Origin of the sequence: Rhizobium sp. BK275 (genome assembly GCF_014193555.1) — a bacterium.
GTDB lineage: Bacteria > Pseudomonadota > Alphaproteobacteria > Rhizobiales > Rhizobiaceae > Rhizobium.
Window position 1 is genome coordinate 96,947 of the sequence record NZ_JACHZL010000005.1, and the last position, 14,439, is coordinate 111,385.

General features: G+C 60.6%; 12 protein-coding genes. 11 read left to right on the forward strand and 1 reads right to left on the reverse strand.

Annotated elements, in window-relative coordinates; translation table 11 throughout:
• The first annotated feature begins 4 nt into the window (after positions 1-4).
• The 7 genes from FHT82_RS16900 to FHT82_RS16930 all read left to right on the forward strand — a co-directional run bounded on the left by FHT82_RS16900 (position 5) and on the right by FHT82_RS16930 (position 8,134).
• Positions 5-1,261, forward strand: a complete 1,257-nt coding sequence (locus tag FHT82_RS16900) for a sugar ABC transporter substrate-binding protein (protein ID WP_183733069.1) — start codon at positions 5-7, stop codon at positions 1,259-1,261.
• Positions 1,258-2,175 (forward strand): sugar ABC transporter permease, encoded by a 918-nt coding sequence (locus tag FHT82_RS16905; protein WP_183733072.1) that lies wholly within the window; start codon positions 1,258-1,260, stop codon positions 2,173-2,175. Before FHT82_RS16900 ends, FHT82_RS16905 begins: the two co-directional genes overlap by 4 nt.
• A complete protein-coding gene (locus FHT82_RS16910) occupies positions 2,175-3,032 on the forward strand; it encodes a carbohydrate ABC transporter permease (RefSeq protein WP_183733075.1) in 858 nt (285 codons plus the stop codon). The genes FHT82_RS16905 and FHT82_RS16910 overlap by 1 nt, the downstream gene beginning before the upstream one ends.
• Before the next feature lie 11 nt (positions 3,033-3,043).
• Positions 3,044-4,000, forward strand: a complete 957-nt coding sequence (locus tag FHT82_RS16915; RefSeq protein ID WP_183733078.1) for an SIS domain-containing protein — start codon at positions 3,044-3,046, stop codon at positions 3,998-4,000.
• On the forward strand, positions 3,997-5,298 hold the full coding sequence (locus FHT82_RS16920; RefSeq protein ID WP_183733081.1) for a D-tagatose-bisphosphate aldolase, class II, non-catalytic subunit: 1,302 nt from the start codon (positions 3,997-3,999) through the stop codon (positions 5,296-5,298). The genes FHT82_RS16915 and FHT82_RS16920 overlap by 4 nt, the downstream gene beginning before the upstream one ends.
• A 76-nt stretch (positions 5,299-5,374) precedes the next feature.
• A complete protein-coding gene (gene ugpC, locus FHT82_RS16925) occupies positions 5,375-6,439 on the forward strand; it encodes a sn-glycerol-3-phosphate ABC transporter ATP-binding protein UgpC (protein WP_183733085.1) in 1,065 nt (354 codons plus the stop codon).
• Between the two features lie 504 nt (positions 6,440-6,943).
• Complete coding sequence (locus tag FHT82_RS16930) at positions 6,944-8,134, forward strand: MFS transporter (protein ID WP_183733088.1); 1,191 nt, start codon at positions 6,944-6,946, stop codon at positions 8,132-8,134.
• A 24-nt stretch (positions 8,135-8,158) separates the two neighbouring features.
• Here FHT82_RS16930 and FHT82_RS16935 read toward each other — a convergent pair whose 3' ends face one another.
• Positions 8,159-9,172, reverse strand: coding sequence for a LacI family DNA-binding transcriptional regulator (locus FHT82_RS16935; RefSeq protein WP_183733091.1), 1,014 nt, complete (start codon positions 9,170-9,172; stop codon positions 8,159-8,161).
• A 180-nt stretch (positions 9,173-9,352) separates the two neighbouring features.
• Between FHT82_RS16935 and FHT82_RS16940 the strand changes: the two genes are divergently transcribed.
• The 4 genes from FHT82_RS16940 (at position 9,353) to FHT82_RS16955 (ending at position 14,429) form a co-directional block, all read left to right on the forward strand.
• Positions 9,353-10,597: a sugar ABC transporter substrate-binding protein gene (locus FHT82_RS16940; RefSeq protein WP_183733094.1), complete on the forward strand. Its 1,245-nt coding sequence runs from the start codon at positions 9,353-9,355 to the stop codon at positions 10,595-10,597.
• An 81-nt stretch (positions 10,598-10,678) separates the two neighbouring features.
• The gene (locus tag FHT82_RS16945) at positions 10,679-11,599 is read left to right on the forward strand and encodes a sugar ABC transporter permease (protein ID WP_183733098.1); all 921 of its coding nucleotides are present in this window, start codon (positions 10,679-10,681) and stop codon (positions 11,597-11,599) included.
• Positions 11,599-12,468 carry a carbohydrate ABC transporter permease gene (locus tag FHT82_RS16950; RefSeq protein ID WP_183733101.1) on the forward strand — a complete coding sequence of 290 codons (870 nt, stop codon included), beginning with the start codon at positions 11,599-11,601 and terminating at the stop codon, positions 12,466-12,468. The genes FHT82_RS16945 and FHT82_RS16950 overlap by 1 nt, the downstream gene beginning before the upstream one ends.
• Positions 12,469-12,497: 29 nt before the next feature.
• Positions 12,498-14,429, forward strand: a complete 1,932-nt coding sequence (locus FHT82_RS16955; RefSeq protein ID WP_183733104.1) for a beta-L-arabinofuranosidase domain-containing protein — start codon at positions 12,498-12,500, stop codon at positions 14,427-14,429.
• Positions 14,430-14,439: the final 10 nt, after the last annotated feature.

The following is a 14,439-nucleotide window of genomic DNA, read 5'->3' on the forward strand; positions in this document are numbered from 1 at the left end:
GAACATGCGTAAATTCATATTGCCTTTGCTTGCCTCAGCCGCGCTTGTGATTGCCCTGCCTGCCATGGCAGACGACGCCAAGCCGCTTGCCGGCCAGTCGATCACGGTCCTGATGCCATCGCCGCAGGGAGCCACGGTCGCTGCTGATTTTGAAGCCGAAACCGGCATTCATGTCGATCTTCAGACCCTGTCATGGGACGACATCCGCCCGAAACTCGTAACGGCGCTGGTTGCCGGCACGGCACCGGCCGATGTCACCGAATTCGACTGGTCCTGGACCGGTCAATTCAGCGCCGCCGGCTGGTACATGCCACTGAATGACGTGATCGATAAAGACGCCGTCGAGGATATCGGTGTTGCCAAGATCTTCACCGTCGATGGTCAGTTGCTCGGCGTACCCTACACCAACGACTTCCGCGTGATGCTGGTCAACAAGAAGCACTTCACGGATGCCGGCGTTACCGAGATGCCGAAGACACTTGATGCGCTGGTCGCCGCGGCCAGGAAGATCAAGGAGAAGGGCATCTCCACCTATCCGATCGGCCTGCCGCTCTCGGCAACGGAGGGTGCTTCGACAAGCTGGTATCTGCTGACCAAGGCCTTCGGTGGCGAGCTCTTCGACAAGGATTTCAAGCCGCTTTTCCTCACGCCGGATTCCGCCGGCTACAAGGCGCTCGCCTTCGAACTGTCGCTGCTGAAGGACGGACTGGTCGACCCGGCCTCTACGGGCCTCAAGGACAGCCAGATCAACGAGAGCATGTTTGCCCAGGGACTGACCAGCATCATGATCTCGGGCGAGCCCGGCCGCCTGGGTCAGATGAACGATCCGAAGCAATCCAAGGTCGCCGGCCAGGTGGAAGCGATCCTAGTGCCGACCGCAAGCGGTCAGACGCGGAGCTTCGGCCTTCCGGAAGCGCTCGCCATACCGAACGTGTCGCAGAACAAGGAAGCGGCAGTCGCATTCGTCAAGTGGTTCACCAGCAGGGAGTTCCAGAAGAAGAATGCGGCGAACGGCTTCCTGCCGACACGCACCTCGGCTCTTTCCGAACTCAATACGGAAGGCAAGCTGACCAGCGGCGACGCACTTGTCGCGCAGTCGAAGACCGTCGAGCCATTGTTCCAGCAGGGAACGCCGCCGTGGTACCCGCAGTTTTCAAGCGCGGTAAATACGGCGATCAACAGTGCGGCGAAGGACCAGATGACGGTTGATCAGGCCATGCAGGCCATCGCTGATGCCGCCAAGCAGGCGATGGCCCAATGACAACAGTCACCGCTGAAGGTGTCGCAGCCAAGCGTAGTGTCGGCCTCAACGCCGACACCATGCTCGGACTGTTGCTGGTGCTGCCGATCCTTGTGACGATGGCAGCACTGGTCTTCTACCCGATGGGACGAACGGTTTGGGACTCGCTGCACCGGGTCAATCCAATGCAGGCGGGAACACCTTTCGTTGGCTTGGAAAATTACATCCGCATGCTGTCGGACGGACAGCTGGCGACGACCTGGACGAATACGCTCATCTATGTCGTTCTCGCCGTCGCTGCCGAAACCGTCTTTGGCGTGCTCGCCGCAGCGCTCATCAATCAGGTGAAAGTCGGGCGCCAATGGGTGCTTGCGGCCGTCATCCTGCCCTGGGCGCTTCCCGGCGTCGTCAACTCCGTCATCTGGCTGTGGATCTACCAGCCCGGCGCCGGCCTCTTGAACGGCATCCTCGTCGCACTTGGCCTGCCCTTCGAAAATCACGTCTGGTTCAACGACCGGACGAGCGCGATCATCGCAGTCACCGTCGTGCATGTCTGGCGCATGATGCCGCTGACGATCGTCATCGTGCTCGCCGCCATGCAGAGCATCCCGGCGCATCTCTACGAGGCCGCCCGCATCGACGGCGCGACTCGAGTGCAGATGTTCAGCTTGGTGACGCTTCCGCTCGTGCGCAGCGCCATTGCCGTTGCCATGACGAACGCGACCGTCAACGCCTTCAACCTCTTCGACGAGGCCTGGGTACTGGCCGGGTCGAGCCTCGAAACGCGGCCGATCCTCGTCCAGATCTATCTCGAGACATTTCAGAACCTGCGCTTCTCCTACGGCATGGCGCTTTCGGTCGTCATCACGCTGATCTCGCTGCTCGTCTCGCTCGTCTACGTCCTTCGCGTTTATCGCAACACACGGTTCGACTGATGAAACCAAGCTTTCTCCATCGCCTGATGATTTGGGCCGGTCTTGCCGTGCTGCTGATCTGGTCGCTCGGCCCGATCTACTGGACGCTTGCAAGCTCCGTGACGCCGACGGAGGATTTTTCCACGCGGCCGATCCGCTTTTTCCCGCAGCATTTCACGCTCGACCATTATTCGCGCCTACTCGGAATCAACATTGCGCGGATCGGCGGGGTGGAAGTATGGAAGCAGTTCCGTGCAGCGCTGCTCAACAGCGTGATCACGTCTGCCGCCGCCACGGCTCTCTGCGTCGCGATCTCGGCACTCGGCGCCTATGCATTCACCCGAATACGCTTTCCCGGGCGTCAGCTTCTGTTTGGCGCTGTCGTCGCGACACTGGCCATCCCTGCCTATGCGGTGCTGATCCCGCTCTATCAGATCATGATCAAGATGCACCTGGTTGATACCTATACCGGGGTCTCGCTGATCTATGTCTCGGCCTATCTGCCGCTCTCGCTATGGCTATTGCGCAGCGTCTTCGAGCAGCTTCCGATCGCGCTCGAAGAGGCGGCACAGCTTGATGGCGCGGGTCGCCTCTTCATCTTCTTCCACATCGTGCTGCCGCTTGCCGGCCCCGGCCTGACGGCGGCTGCCATCCTGACCTTCCTGGGGGCCTGGGGCCAGTATCTCGTCCCCCTCATCTTCTCGCCGCAGGCGACAAAACCCCTGACGGTTCTCATTCCCGAATTCGTCACCAAGAACTTCATCGACTACGGGCTGATCACTGCAAGCGGATCGATTGCGATCGTCATCCCTGCCCTCGTCGTCATCTTCCTCAACCGTTACCTCGTCAGCGGTCTGCTGGCTGGTTCGGTCAAATAATCGGAGACATCATGAACACGACCGAAAAGGTAATCTTCGAGCAGTTCCCTTATTGGGAAAAGGCTATCGGCTCGAATGCTGCCAGCGGCAAGACAGACGATCTCCTCGTCTTTGTCGGTTGCGGCACCTCTTTCAACCTCGCCTTGTCTCTCGCCGCCTATGCCAATAGCCTCAAGCGCAAGGCGATCGCAGTTCCCGGCGCGGAGTGGCTGAACCGACCCTCATCCTTCTGGCCGGAATGGCAAAAGACGCATGTGGTTGCGCTCTCGCGAAGCGGCGAAACGACGGAAACGGTTGCCGCCGCCACGGCGAGCCGCGCCGCAGGCGCCTTCGTGACTGGCGTGACGGTCGAGCCCGAAAGCACGCTTGCGAAAAACTGCGACCAGCTGATCTGCTCTCCGACCCATCCCGACGAAGGCATCGTCATGACGGTTTCAGCAAGCCTCATGGTGTTGCTGAGCCTGCAGATGATCGGCCAGACCGTCCCGGCCTCGGTCGTCGCATCGGCTCAAAAGCTGGCGAACGCGCTCGATGCCGCGCTACCGGATATCATCAGGGATCGCTCGCACTTCGTCTTCCTGGGCGGCGGGCCGCTTTTCGGCATCGCCCTCGAAGGCGCCCTCAAGCTGATGGAAATGAGCCAACTGATGACTCAGGCCTTTCATCCGCTCGAATATCGCCACGGACCGATCAGCCTCGTCGACGAAAAGACGGCAGCCGTCATGCTTTACAGCTCGGACCAGAGACAAGCCGAGGCCAAGCTTGTCGGCGAACTGCGCGAGAAGGGGGCTGTCGTCATCGGTCTCGGCGGCCCCGGCGATCTGGAGCTTCCCGTCGATGTCGACCTGTCGCTCGCCGGTCTCGTCGTCCTGCCGGCCCTGCAGATCCTCGGCGAACGCGCCGCGCAGGCGCGCCACATCGACACCGTTTCGCCACGCCACCTCACCAAGGTCGTGACACTGGTATGAGCACCGCAATCGACCAGAACCGCCGGATCGCCCTGGCAAAACTTTTCGGCGGAAGGGAGCTGCCCCTGCCGCGCGGCATCACAGCGGTGTGCTCCGCCCATTCGCTTGTGATCGAAGCGACGTTGCGATGTGCGGCCCTGCAGGGAGAAGCGGTCCTCATCGAGGCGACCTGCAACCAGGTCAATCAGGAAGGCGGCTATACCGGCATGACGCCGGCGGACTTCCGGGCTTTCATCGAGCAGATTGCAGGGAGTATCGGTTTTCCCACCAGTCGCATCATACTCGGCGGCGACCATCTCGGCCCGAACCCGTGGAGAAAGCTCGGCGCCGAGGATGCCATGGCGCGAGCCGAAGCCATGGTGACGGCCTATGTCGAGGCCGGTTTCGAAAAGCTGCATCTCGATACGTCGATGGGATGCGCCGGTGAGCCGGTCGCACTTGCCGACGAGCTGACTGCCGCAAGGGCAGCGCGCCTGGCGAGGGCGGCGGAAGATGCTGCCAACCGCATCGGTGCTCGCTTACCGGTCTATGTCGTCGGTACCGAAGTGCCGCCGCCGGGCGGCGCAACGCATGCTTTGGACGAACTCGAGGTCACGCGACCGGAAGCCGCTTTGAGCACGCTTGATGTTCATCGCCAGGCATTTACGAAAGCCGGCGTCGGTGCGGCACTGGAGCGCGTTATCGCCATCGTCGTCCAGCCGGGCGTCGAATTCGGCAACGCCAATGTCGCGCTCTACAAGCCGGATCGTGCACAGATGCTGATCTCGGCACTCGATGAGATGAAGGGTCTGCTGTTCGAAGCCCATTCCACTGACTATCAACCGGCCGCTTCGCTTTCGGCGCTCGTCGATGGCGGATTTGCGATCCTTAAAGTCGGCCCTGGGCTCACTTTCGCATTGCGCGAAGCCCTCTATGGCCTCGACGCGATCGCTGCCATTCTAGCCGGAGACAGGGGCGCTGGTGGGCTGAAAGCGACTATGGAAGAGATCATGCTCGCCGAGCCCGGCCACTGGGCCGGCCACTACGGCGGTACGGCCGAGGAACAGCGCCTGCAGCGGCATTTCAGCTATAGTGACCGCATCCGCTATTACTGGCCCGATGCGCGTGCGGCAGCGGCGGTCGAACGCCTGTTTGCCCTGCTTCCCGACACTATCCCGGAAACGCTGATCAGCCAGCATCTTGCTCGCCTCTATCCCGACGTGGTGGAGAAACGCATCGCACCGAATGCTCGCGAACTCTGCCTCGCCGCTATCGATGCAGCGCTGGCGCCTTACGCTGCCGCAACGGCGCCCCGATAGCAGGCGCGTTCATCACCGCATATCGCTCCGGGTGAGCGAGTGCAGATCGATATCAGTTTTCTAGCCGGAGACAGTTATGGCGTCCGTAAACGTGGCGAATGTCCGCAAGAGCTATGGTCACTTCGAGGTATTGCATGGGGTCGACATCGACATCCGCGACGGGGAATTCGTCATCCTCGTCGGCCCTTCCGGCTGCGGCAAGTCAACCTTGCTGCGCATGATCGCGGGGCTTGAAGAGATTTCTGGCGGCAAGGTGTCGATCGGCGGCCGCGTCGTCAATAACGTGGCGCCGAAGGAGCGCGACATCGCCATGGTCTTTCAGTCCTATGCGCTTTATCCGCATATGACCGTCGAGGCGAATATGGGATTTTCGCTGCGACTGGCGAAGGCGCCGAAGGGTGAGATCCGAGGTCGCGTCCGTGACGCCGCGCAGATCCTCGGTCTCGAACATTTGCTCGACCGCTACCCGAGAAATCTCTCCGGCGGCCAGCGTCAGCGCGTCGCCATGGGCCGCGCGATCGTCCGCCAGCCGCAAGTCTTCCTCTTCGATGAGCCGCTGTCCAATCTCGATGCGAAGCTTCGCGTGCAGATGCGCTCGGAAATCAAGCAGTTGCACCAGCGACTGCAAACGACAACGGTCTACGTCACGCACGATCAGATCGAAGCCATGACGATGGCGGACCGGATCGTGGTGATGCGCGACGGCTACGTCGAACAGATCGGCTCACCGCTCGATCTCTACGACCGGCCGGCCAATCTCTTCGTCGCCGGCTTCATCGGCTCACCGGGCATGAATGTCATCAAGGGCAAGATCAGCAATTCGGGACCGTTGGAATTCATTGCCGATGGTGGCGCGCGCCTGCCGCTGCCGGAAAGTGCTTCGTCAGCGCGAGGCTCGGAGGTGATCTATGGCATTCGCCCGGAACATCTATCCGTCAATCCGGACGGCGTGAGCGTCGAGGTGGCGGTGATCGAGCCCACCGGAGCCGAAACCCAGATTAATGCCAGGCTTGGATCGGATCCGGTTGTCGCCACGGTGCGGGAGCGCCTTTCCCTGCAGGCCGGCGACACCGTCAGGATGATGCCGGATCTCAGCAAACTGCATCTCTTCGACGCCAAGACCGAAAAGCGCCTGTCTTGAGAGGAAAACTTGTTTTTTACTTAATTTTGAATGGTCAACATTATGCATGCGATCCGCAGGCAAGTATCGTCGCCAGTGTTAGCAAGCTGGGCTTTATCTCGCATAGATTGCGTCCATTTCCATCGCTTGGTCGACTTCGAAACCAGCTCCCTGTAAATGGATGAGCTCAGCAAGGCGCCGAAGACATCCTGAGGCGGGTGACGGTCCTTCCATCAACAGATACGAATACTTGGCGCTGCCGAGCATTTCTGGCAGCTCCAGGGCTCATATGGCAAAGCGTCTATCCAAGACAGGTGTGCGATCTCAAGCGGCATTTGTGCGGCTGATGGCTTGCGTCCCTGCATGGCCTGGCAGAGTCCGCAAATCCCTTAGAAACCAGTTAAGGTTGTTGTTGCGGTAATCGCCAACAAGATATATCTCGGAAATGCCACTCGAAATTGTCCTTTTCGCCGTCGTTGCGACTGAGGTCCAACTCCCGAACCGATCACATCCCGGAGCGATCGAATGCACATCCAGCCGCAACACCGGATCTATGTCTGCTTCTTTCTCTTCGCCATATCGATGGGAGCATTGCTCTCGCGATTGCCTGACCTTCAAGATGCGCTGGGCGTCAACAAGTCCGAACTCGGCCTCACGCTGATCGGTGCGGCGATCGGTGCGCTGATTTCCCTGACCTTCGCGTCCCCGCTCATTGCACAGTTCGGTGCGCGCAAGACGGCGTTTCTGACGGTGCTCGGTACGTCCGCTCTGCTGGCAACCATCCCCTGGGCCAACGCCGCCTGGTTGGTTTTCTTCATTCTTCTCTGCGAAGGCCTGCTGGCAGGCGCGTTGGAGATCAATCTCAATGTCGAGATCGATCGTATCGAAGCCCAGCTCGATCGCGGCGTGATGAACAGGGCGCATGGCTTCTGGAGCCTTGGCTTCTTCCTGACCGCGCTCGTTGGCTCGGCCGTTCGTCAAGCGGGCGTGCCCATGCATCTCCACCTCGCACTGACATTCACCTTCGTTCTGATCGTCGGCACTATCGTTATTTCGGGCATCAAGAATGCGCCGGCTCGTGACGAGGGTGAACATGTAGAAGGTCCGAGCATCGCGCTGCCGACATGGGGGCTGATGCCGCTCTGCGTGATCGGCATTGCCGCCTTTCTCGTGGAAGGCGCTGGCATCGACTGGTCAGCCATTTATATGCGCGATGCCTTCGCAGCCGAGCCCTTTATCGGCGGCCTTGGGCTGACGCTGTTTACATTCTTCATGGCCGTGGCGCGGCTGTTCGTCGATCCGCTGGTCGATCGATTTGGCGCGCGTGCTGTCGCGACCTTTCTGCTGATTCTCTCCGTGGGGGGCCTCTGCGCCGTCTGGCTCGCGCCACACCCTTATGTTGCGCTGCTCGGCTTCGCGCTCATGGGCGGCGGCTGCAGCGCAGTCTACCCTCTGGCGGTTTCCGCGGCAGCCCAGCGGACCGATCGTCCGGCCCATCTGAATGTCGCGGCCCTCGGGCAGATGTCCTTCGTCGTCTTCTTTCTGGCACCCCCGCTGCTCGGGTTTGTCGCTGAACACGCGGGCATCAGGGTCGCTTATCTCGTCTGCTTGCCAGTTATCATTGCGGCCTTATGTCTGACGAAAGCGCTGAAGTCGCGCGGAACTGACAACAGAGCCGGGATCAAGAGCGAGACCAATCAGGCAGCGCGCGTATAGATGATCGGCCAGAACTGGCTGACCTCAGGCCTGGCCGGGTTGGCCAGCGGAACGGCGAATGACAAGTGTACAGGGCAATCTCTCAACACCGGGTGCGACCGTCTCGCCTTTCGATAGGCCCAGGATCGCAAGTCCCGCCCGGTGACCGAGCTCCTTGAGCTCCATATCGACCGTCGTCAAAGGCGGACGCGTCTGCCGTGAGACGACCTCCCAATTATCGAAACCGACGACCGCGATATCGTCGGGGATGGAGATGTTTCTGTCGCGCAACGCATCAATGACGCCGCGGGCAATCTCGTCGCTGCCGCAGAAGATCGCGTCCGGTTTTGCACCGGATCGCGAGAAGACAGTCTCGATCGCCGCATGTCCCCATTCTTCCGACCAGTCGCCGAACATGACCTCGGCCGTCGGCCCGGCGAGCTCCCGGTAGGCCTCGGCGCGAATGCAGGCGGCGCGATAATTCTGCTCGCCGGTGATGTGAAGGATGCGCGAGCGGCCGAGGCGCTGGAGATGTTCGACCGCAAGCCGCGCGCCCTGGGCATCATCGGGATGGAAGCTGACGCTGTCCGACGGCCCCTGCGCGAAAACATAGACGACCGGGATACGCAGCTTGGTCAGTTCCGGCGGCGGCTCGAGGTCGATACGCGTCGCGGTGAAAATGATCCCGTCGACCTGCCGGTCGAGCAGCGCTTCGAGGTGTAGTTTCGCAAGCCTCGGATTGTTATTGGTGGCGCAGAGGAAGAGCGAGACACCATGGTCGACCAGCACTTCCGACACGCCTGATGCCATCGGTAGTGTCAGACGTCCATAGGTATCGTTGGTCAGCATGCCGATCGCGTGGCTGCGCTTGGTCAACAACCCACGCGCGAGAGCATTCGGACGGAATCCGATCTCCTCGGCGATCCTTCTCACCTTTTCGCGCGTCTCAGCATTGGTCCGCCCGGTACCGTTCAGCGCGTTCGAGGCCGTTGAAATACTCACGCCCGCAGCCTTCGCCACGTCACGGATCGTATGCCGGCCGCCGCTTGATTCCTTCAAAATCCCACCCGTTCAACTGGCTTGTTAAAACCTTTTAGCAGAAATAATTTAGTTGCTAAAAGGTTTTAACAAAAACATGGCCTTTTCATGCATACAGCCTGTCGACATAAAAAATTTTCTCCTTTAACGTCGTCTTTGTCTCGAGGCAGAGGAGCCTCGCATAAGAGAAGGGGAACCCGCATGTTACATTTGAAAACCACCATTGCCGCCGTTGCGCTGCTGGCGAGCTCTTCTCTCGCCAGCGCCGAAGAAATCACGCTATGGGTGCGGACGTCTTCGGGCGCCGTGCTTCAGGGCCTGGCTGAAAAATACAACGCCTCGCATTCCGACAAGGTTAACGTCACCCAGATCACCGCCGAGCAGATGGTTCCGAAGCTCGGTGCCGCGATTGCCGGTGGCGCAGCACCTGATGGCGCGGTCCTCGACCTGATCTACCTGCCGACTTTCGCGGCCAATGACAGCCTTGAAGACATCAGCGATTTCGTCAAGAGCCTGCCGTATTCGGCGGCGCTGAGCCCGTCGCATATCCGCCTCGCCACTTATGACGGCAAGGTCTACGGCGTACCGGCGCTGCCCGATGCCTCGATCATCGCCTACAATACCGACCTCTTCAAGAAGGCCGGCCTCGATCCGGAGAAGGCGCCAGCCTCGCTCGAAGAGATCGCTACCGACGCAAAGAAGATCCATGCGCTCGACAAGGAAACCTACGGCTTCTACTTCGTCGCCAATTCCGGCAGCTGGCTGATCTACGACTTCCTGCCGCATCTCTGGGCCGCCAATGCCGACGTGCTCTCCGATGACGGCCGCACCGCCACGGTCGACACGCCGGCGATGCGCGACACCATCGCCGCCTATCGCGACATGTGGAAGGAAGGCGCCATCCATCCGACCTCGCGTTCGGGCAATGGTAACAACGCCGTCGAAGCCTTCGCCTCCGGCAAGGTCGGCATCCTCATGACCGGCTCCTACATCGTCAACCTGCTGACCAGCAAATATCCCGACGTCAAGTTCGCGGTCGCCCCGATCCCAGGCCCGAAGGGCGGCGCATCGAGCTTTGCCGGCGGCGATACGGTGGCGCTCATCAAGGGCATCAGCGAGGGGAAGAAGAAGGTCGCGCTCGACTTCGTCAAATTCTACATGGAACCCGAGCAGCAGGTCTACATTACCCAGGAATCCGGCATGCCGTCGCGCACGGACCTGGCCAAGGAAGCCTATGCCAAGTTCGATCAGCGCAATCTCATCGCCTACGACATCCTGGCCAAGGCACGTACGCCCTACACGTTCTCCTCGGATGAGCTGTTCGTGAGCCGCACCGGCCCGTTCCTCAACCTGATCCAGGGCACGATCTTCGGCGACGACGTCGATGGTTCGATCAAGAAGGCGCAGAGCGACTTCACCAAGATCCTCGACCGCACCAATCCGTAATTGTACCGAAGCGGGGCGGCCATCCGCCCCGCTTCCTCCCGGATTGCCGACATGCGGGTTTGAAATCTTCGAGGAAAAATAGTGGTCGACACACCGACAACTGGTATCAAACAGCCGATCTCCGGGGAGCCGGAGCCGAAGGGCTGGCTGGGGCTGGCCTTCATCCTGCCCGGCTTCCTCTTCATCCTGGTGCTGTTTCTTATTCCGCTCGCCATGACGATATGGATGAGCTTCTACAACTGGCCGCTGCTCGGGCGGAAGAAATTCATCGGCCTCGCCAATTACAGCGAGCTCCTGGGCGACATGCAACTCTGGCATTCGCTGGGCTTCACGATGCTCTACACCGCGCTCGTAACGGCGGCGATTTTCGTGGTGGCCTTTCCGCTGGCACTGCTCGTCGATCGCCCGCTGCGCTCGGCCGGCTTCTTTCGCACGATTTTCTTCATGCCTGTCGTCATCGGCTTCGGGGCAGCTTCCACCCTTTGGATGTGGTTGCTCAATCCTGACAGCGGCGTCTTCGCGCAGGTTCTGCGCGGTATTGGGCTGATCAGCTCGGCACCGCGACCACTCGAAAGCTTCTGGCCGGCGATGGCCGTGGTCGTCCTGATGGTCGTCTGGAAGACCGCCGGCTTCACCATGGTCATCCTGCTGACCGGCCTGCAGGGCATTTCCAACGATGTCATCGAGGCCGCTAAGATCGATGGCGCCAGCGTCTTTAACCGCTTTCGCCGCATTACCCTGCCGCTGATGCGCAATTCGCTGGTGCTGGCGCTGGTGCTCAACGTCACCTCCTCCATGCTTGCCTTCGACCAGTTCTTCATCATCACCCAGGGTGGGCCGGAAAACAGCACGATCTCTGCGGTATTTTCGATCTACCTGGCGTCCTTCTCGTCCTATCGGCTTGGCTACGGTTCGGCGCTCTCCTTTGCGCTGCTGATCGTGCTGGTCGCCATCAGCGCCATTCAATTCGTGCTGTTGCGCGAGCGCCCGGAGGAAGGCTAATGACCTCGACCCAATCCAATACAAATAATAATCCGCGTGACGGCCAGGCCGGCTACCTGCTCTTCCTGCTCGTATCGATCCTGCTCGCGATCTTCTTCATCATGCCGATCGTCTGGTCGCTAGCGAATTCCTTCAAGCCGGCAGCCGAGGCGCTCGCCAATCCGGCTGCGCTGTTTTCCAAGACCTTCTCGCTGGAGAATTACCGGCGGCTCGAGAATGTCGGCGCCGGCTGGTATGTCTACGCCGCCAATTCGGTGATGATCGCCATCGGCACGGTCGTGCTGACGGTCGTCGTCTCAGTGCCGGCCGGCTATGGCTTCTCCAAATTCAGGTTTCCCGGTCAGTCGATCCTCTTCGTGCTGATCATGGCAACGATGATGATCCCGTTCCAGTCGATCCTGACGCCGCTGTTCCTGATCCTGAAGCTGCTCGGCCTGCAGAACAACCTGTTCGGCCTGGTGCTGATCTATGTCACCTTCCAGCTGCCGTTCTCCGTCTTCATGATGCGCAATGCCTTCGATGCCGTACCAAAGGCGCTGATCGAAGCGGCCCGCATCGACGGCGCCTCGCAGGCGACAATCCTGCGCCGCATCATGCTGCCGATTGCGCTGCCCGGTGTCGCGACGGTGGCGATGTTTGCCTTCCTCAATTCGTGGAACGAGTTCCTGGCGGCGCTCATCTTCCTGTCGGACCAGAACAAGTTCACGCTGCCGATCATGCTGGTGAACGTGTCTTCGGGCCTCTACGGCATCATCGACTGGGGTGCGCTGCAGGCGGGTATCGCGGTCACCATGATCCCCTGCATCATCCTCTTCCTTCTTCTTCAACGCTACTACGTGCGCGGCCTGACGGCCGGCGCCGTGAAATGAAAAGCGGCCCGCCCGCTCAAGGAGTTCCCATGCCCATCGCCCAGAAATCCCCGTCACGATCCCCGATCGACCGATACGTGCCGGCCGACCACACCCGCGTCGCCTTCAATGGCGGCTTCTGGAAGAGCTGGACGGAGACTGTCCGCGACGTGACCATTCCAACCCAGCATATGCGGCTCGATGAGGAAGGCTTCCTCGAAGTGCTCGACTTCGACAAGCCGGCCGGCCCGCTGGCGCGGCCCATCCAGCCGAGTGGCCTGTCGATGCAGCATTTCTTCGATTCCGATTTCGGCAAATGGATCGAGGCAGCGAGCTACACGCTGAAGAACAGTCCGAACCCTGACATCGAGGCGAAGATCGACGCGATCGTCGAAAAGCTCGAATACGGCCAGATGGCCGACGGTTACCTCAACAGCTGGTTCATCCGCCGCGAGCCGGAAAAGCGCTGGACCAACCTGCGCGACCTGCATGAAATGTATTCGATGGGACATCTGCTGGAAGGCGCCGTCGCCTATTTCGAGGCGACAGGCAAGCGTCGCTTCCTTGACGTGATGATCCGCGCCGTCGATCACATCATCGACACCTTCGGCCGCGAGCCGGGCAAGCTGCGCGGCTATGATGCGCATGAGGAAATCGAGCTGGCGCTGGTCAAGCTCTACCGCGTGACGAGGGATCCCCGGCATCTAAAGCTTGCCACCTATTTCGTCGACGAGCGCGGTCAGATGCCCTCCTATTACGACGAAGAGGCGCGCAAGCGCGGCGAAGACCCGGCCAGCTACGTCTTTCAGACCTATGCCTACAGCCAGGCCCATATGCCGGTGCGCGAGCAGACGCAGGTCGTCGGCCACGCCGTGCGCGCCATGTACCTGTTCTCCGCCATGGCCGACCTTGCCTTCGAAAACGACGACGAGAGCCTGAAAAGCGCCTGCGACCGGCTGTTCGACAATCTGGTGGGACGTCAGCTCTATGTCACCGGCGGCCTCGGCCCCTCGGCTTCGAACGAGGGCTTTACCCGCGAATACGATCTGCCGAACGAAACGGCCTATGCCGAAACCTGCGCTGCCGTTGCGCTCGGTTTCTTCAGCCATCGCATGGCGCAGGTCGAGCTCGACAGCAAATTTACCGACAAGCTCGAAACCGTGCTCTACAACGGCGCACTGTCAGGCATTTCGCGCGACGGCGAGCATTATTTCTATGAGAACGTGCTCGAAAGCCACGGCCAGAACCGCCGCTGGAAGTGGCACTACTGCCCATGCTGCCCGACCAATATCGCCCGCTTCATCACCTCGCTCGGCCAGTACTTCTACTCGACCAAAGCTGATGAGGTGGCAATCCATCTCTACGGCGAAAACGCCGCCGAACTCTCGGTCGGCAATACTTTCCTGCGCCTGACGCAGAAGACGGAATATCCGTGGAATGGCGACGTCAGGATCTCGCTCGGCCTCGAACAGCCGAAGCGTTTCACGCTGCGCCTGCGCATTCCCGGCTGGTGCCGCGATGCCGAGGCCTTCGTCAATGGCGGGGCGATCAAGCTCGATATCAGCAAGGGCTATGCGGCAATCGAACGCGAATGGAAGGATGGCGACGAGGTTCGCCTCTCCTTCGATATGCCTGTCGACCGGCTTTATGCCCATCCGGCCGCAACCGAAGACAATGGCCGTTTTGCGCTACGGCGCGGCCCGGTGATCTTCTGCGTCGAGGAAGCCGATCTCGGCACGGAGCCGCAACGGCTGAGGCTGCCCTCGCAGGGCGAGATTGTCGCAATCTTCGACGACACGCTTCTCGGCGGGGCCACGGTTCTTGAAGGCGATGCGCTGGAAGCCGATGCATCCGACTGGCGGGAAACACTCTATCGCACAGAGCCGCCGGCGCTGAAGCCGAGACGTTTCAGGGCAATCCCCTATCATCTTTGGGCAAACAGAGAGCCGGGCGCGATGGCCGTCTGGCTGCACGAGAAGTAGGGAGATCGCA